Below are 3,651 nucleotides of genomic sequence, written 5' to 3' on the forward strand. Positions count from 1 at the left end.
ACAGACAAGCATGCAGCCACTATGACCAAGGGTAGCGTAGGAATTGTTGATGGGATGAAGACCTATGCAGTCTTTAAGGAAGATGGGGAACTTGCTCCAGTATACTCTATTTCAGCAGGATTGGACTATCCAGGGGTTGGCCCAGAACACGCCTACTTCAAAGACTCAGGTCGCGTGGAATATGTGGCTGCGACGGATGAAGAAGCTGTTCAAGCCCTGCTCCTTCTCAGCAAGACTGAAGGAATTATCCCAGCGATTGAAAGTTCGCACGCTATCGCAGAAGCAGTTAAACGTGCACCGAAACTAAGTAAAGATGACATTATCATCATCAATGTCTCTGGTCGTGGAGACAAGGACGTAGCTGCGATTGCAGACTACCTAGAAGCTAAAAAATAATAGATGGAAAAATTACAGTCCTTTCTCTCACAGAGAGCTTGTGGTTGCTGGAAACAAGTAGAGAAAGCTGTAAGGTTGGGTCCATCTGACACGAGAGAAGAAAACATAATTCTCAAGGGAGTGCCCTTTACCGCACAACCTGTTACAGGAGCTATCTGAGACAGGGATGAGAGATAGGAGAAATCCTATAATTGAGGTGGCACCGCGAATTTCGTCCTCACGCAAGTTATTTTGCGTGGGGATTTTTCATACAGTCACCACGGACTAGAAGTAGAACTGAAAGGGAAATTACAATGGAACGAATCATTCATGGAGATGTCTTATCACCAATCTTGGCTTATATGCGCTTAAAAGGACAACACAAGGTGATCTTAGAAAGTATTCCGAGAGACAAGGAAACCGCTCGTTTTTCTATCCTAGCTTATAATCCAGTTTTTGAGATTCAGTTTGAAAATGGAGTCCTTTATCAAAATGGACAAGTGATTGATCGTGATCCCTTGGATTTCCTTTATGAAGTGACTCATAAGAGCCAGCACCATTCAGACCTACCTTTTGGTGGGGGAGCTATTGGCTTTGTCGGTTACGATATGATTTCTCTTTATGAAGAAATTGGACAAATCCCTCAAGATACAATTGGAACGCCGGACATGCATTTCTTTGTCTATGAGAGCTACATGGTCTTTGACCACAAGAAGGAAAAAATCCATGTCATCGAGGATGCTTTCTATAGTGAGCGTAGTGAAGAGGCCTTGGAAGGAGCCTTGAAGCAAGTGCTGGAGGAATTACGAATTCCTGCTTCAAATGAATTTGAAGACTTGGATCTATCTCCGTTAGACTTCAAACCCCATATCGCTCCTCAGAAGTTTGAGCAAATGGTGGAAACCGCTCGCGACTTGATTCGTAATGGCGATATGTTCCAATGCGTGCTCAGCCAGCGTTTCTCAGCAGAAGTTACTGGGAATCCATTTGACTTCTACAGAAATCTCCGCGTGACCAATCCTTCTAATTACCTCTATTTCTATGATTTTGGGGATTATCAAATCATCGGTGCCAGTCCAGAAAGTTTGGTTTCTGTCAAAAATGGCATCGTGACAACCAATCCGATTGCCGGTACGCGACCAAGAGGAGCAACGGATGAAGAAGACAAGGCCTTGGCGACAGACCTACTTTCTGATGAGAAGGAAACAGCAGAACATCGGATGTTGGTGGACTTGGGTCGTAACGATATTGGCCGTATCTCTGAAACATCCAGTGTCCAAGTTACCAAGTATATGGAAGTGGAGTTTTTCCGCTATGTTATGCATTTGACCAGTGTTGTGAAAGGGCGTTTGCTTCCCGAACTCACTGCCATGGATGCCTTGAAAGCTACACTTCCAGCTGGAACAGTTTCAGGAGCACCTAAGATTCGGGCCATGAGACGCATCTATGAGCTGGAAACAGAAAAACGTGGCGTATATGCAGGAGCAATCGGCTACTTGTCTGCGACGGGTGATATGGATTTGGCCATTGCCATCCGAACTATGATTCTCAAAAATCAAACAGCCTATGTGCAGGCTGGGGCAGGGATTGTCTACGACTCTATTGCCCAAAACGAATACCAAGAAACCATTAACAAAGCAAAATCTATGACTAGAATTGGAGAATTAAGACCGTGATTTTATTGATTGACAACTATGATTCTTTTACCTATAACTTGGCCCAATACATTGGGAATTTTGCAGAGGTGCAGGTTTTGAGAAATGATGATCCCAAGCTTTATGAAGAAGCTGAAAAAGCAGATGGTCTGGTTTTTTCTCCTGGTCCAGGTTGGCCAGTTGATGCTGGAAAGATGGAAGACATGATTCGTGATTTTGCTGGCAAGAAGCCGATTCTAGGGATTTGTTTGGGACACCAAGCCATTGCAGAAGTCTTTGGTGGTAAGCTAGGCTTGGCTCCAAAAGTCATGCATGGGAAACAGAGCTATATCAGCTTTGAAGTGCCTTCTGTTCTCTACCAAGATATTGAGGATGGTCGTCCAGTCATGCGTTATCACAGTATTTTGATTGAAGAAATGCCAGAAGACTTTGAAGTGACAGCTCGTTCTACTGATGACCAAGCCATTATGGGAATTCAACACAAAAGCCTGCCGATTTATGGTTTCCAGTACCATCCAGAAAGTATCGGAACGCCAGATGGCTTGTCTTCTATTCGGAATTTTATCGAGAAGGTTGTAAAGTGAGGAAACTAGGATGAAAGAGATTATTGAGAAATTAGCAAAATTTGAAAATTTATCAGGTGTGGAAATGACGGATGTCATCGAGCGTATCGTGACTGGACGCGTAACAGAAGCGCAGATTGCTTCTCTCCTCTTGGCACTTAAGATGAAGGGAGAAACACCAGAAGAGCGCACAGCCATTGCCCAAGTCATGAGAGGGCATGCCCAACACATTCCAACTGAAATCCATGATGCTATGGACAACTGTGGTACTGGTGGAGACAAGTCCTTCAGCTTTAACATTTCGACAACTGCAGCCTTTGTCTTGGCTGGTGGCGGCATTCATATGGCAAAACACGGTAACCGCTCGATTTCTTCTAAATCGGGTTCGGCAGATGTCCTTCAAGCCTTGGGCATCAATCTTGACCTCAAACCAGCTGAACTAGGTAAGGTTTTCGATAAAACTGGCATCGTCTTTCTCTTCGCTAAAAATATGCACCCAGCAATGAAATACATCATGCCAGCTCGTTTGGAGTTGGGAATTCCAACGATTATGAACTTGACTGGTCCACTGATTCATCCAATGGCCTTGGAAACACAGTTGCTTGGTATTAGTCGTCCAGAACTTCTAGAAAGTACAGCTCAGGTGTTGAAAAATATGGGTCGCAAACGTGCCATCGTGGTTGCTGGACCAGAAGGGCTTGATGAAGCTGGCTTGAACGGAACAACCAATATTGCTCTTCTTGAAAATGGCGAAATCACCTTGTCAAGCTTCACTCCAGAGGATTTGGGGATGGAAGGCTATGCTATCGAAGATATTCGAGGAGGAAACGCTCAGGAAAATGCAGAGATTTTGCTTAGCGTTCTTCAAAACGAACCAAGTCCATTCTTGGAAACGACAGTCTTGAATGCTGGTCTTGGTTTCTATGCTAATGGTAAGGTAGCTAGTATCAAGGAAGGAGTTGCCTTGGCCCGTCAAGTGATTGCTAGTGGCAAGGCCCTTGAAAAACTTAGACTGTTACAGGAGTACCAAAAATGAGTCAGGAATTTTTAGCACGAAT

General features: G+C 44.3%; 3 protein-coding genes, 1 pseudogene and 1 other annotated feature. All 4 genes and pseudogenes read left to right on the top strand.

Features of this window, described 5'->3' with window-relative positions:
* A pseudogene (locus tag SORDD24_RS11420) lies at window positions 1-396 on the top strand (tryptophan synthase subunit beta); the annotation flags it as partial.
* Window positions 387-618: a binding site (T-box leader), on the top strand. It overlaps the preceding pseudogene by 10 nt.
* 71 nt (window positions 619-689) lie before the next feature.
* Window positions 690-2,051 carry an anthranilate synthase component I gene (gene trpE / locus SORDD24_RS00140; protein WP_061406502.1) on the top strand — a complete coding sequence of 454 codons (1,362 nt, stop codon included), beginning with the start codon at window positions 690-692 and terminating at the stop codon, window positions 2,049-2,051.
* A complete protein-coding gene (locus SORDD24_RS00145) occupies window positions 2,048-2,614 on the top strand; it encodes an aminodeoxychorismate/anthranilate synthase component II (RefSeq protein WP_061406504.1) in 567 nt (188 codons plus the stop codon). Before trpE ends, SORDD24_RS00145 begins: the two co-directional genes overlap by 4 nt.
* Window positions 2,615-2,624: 10 nt before the next feature.
* Window positions 2,625-3,629 (top strand): anthranilate phosphoribosyltransferase, encoded by a 1,005-nt coding sequence (gene trpD / locus SORDD24_RS00150; protein WP_061406506.1) that lies wholly within the window; start codon window positions 2,625-2,627, stop codon window positions 3,627-3,629.
* Window positions 3,630-3,651: the final 22 nt, after the last annotated feature.

This window comes from Streptococcus oralis, assembly GCF_001579175.1.
Classification (GTDB): domain Bacteria; phylum Bacillota; class Bacilli; order Lactobacillales; family Streptococcaceae; genus Streptococcus; species Streptococcus oralis_O.

What these genes read in the sequence shown, in the direction of transcription:
- trpE (WP_061406502.1), top strand. Translation starts at nt 690, where the DNA reads ATGGAACGAATCATTCATGGAGATGTCTTATCACCAATCTTGGCTTAT.
- trpD (WP_061406506.1), top strand. Translation starts at nt 2,625, where the DNA reads ATGAAAGAGATTATTGAGAAATTAGCAAAATTTGAAAATTTATCAGGT.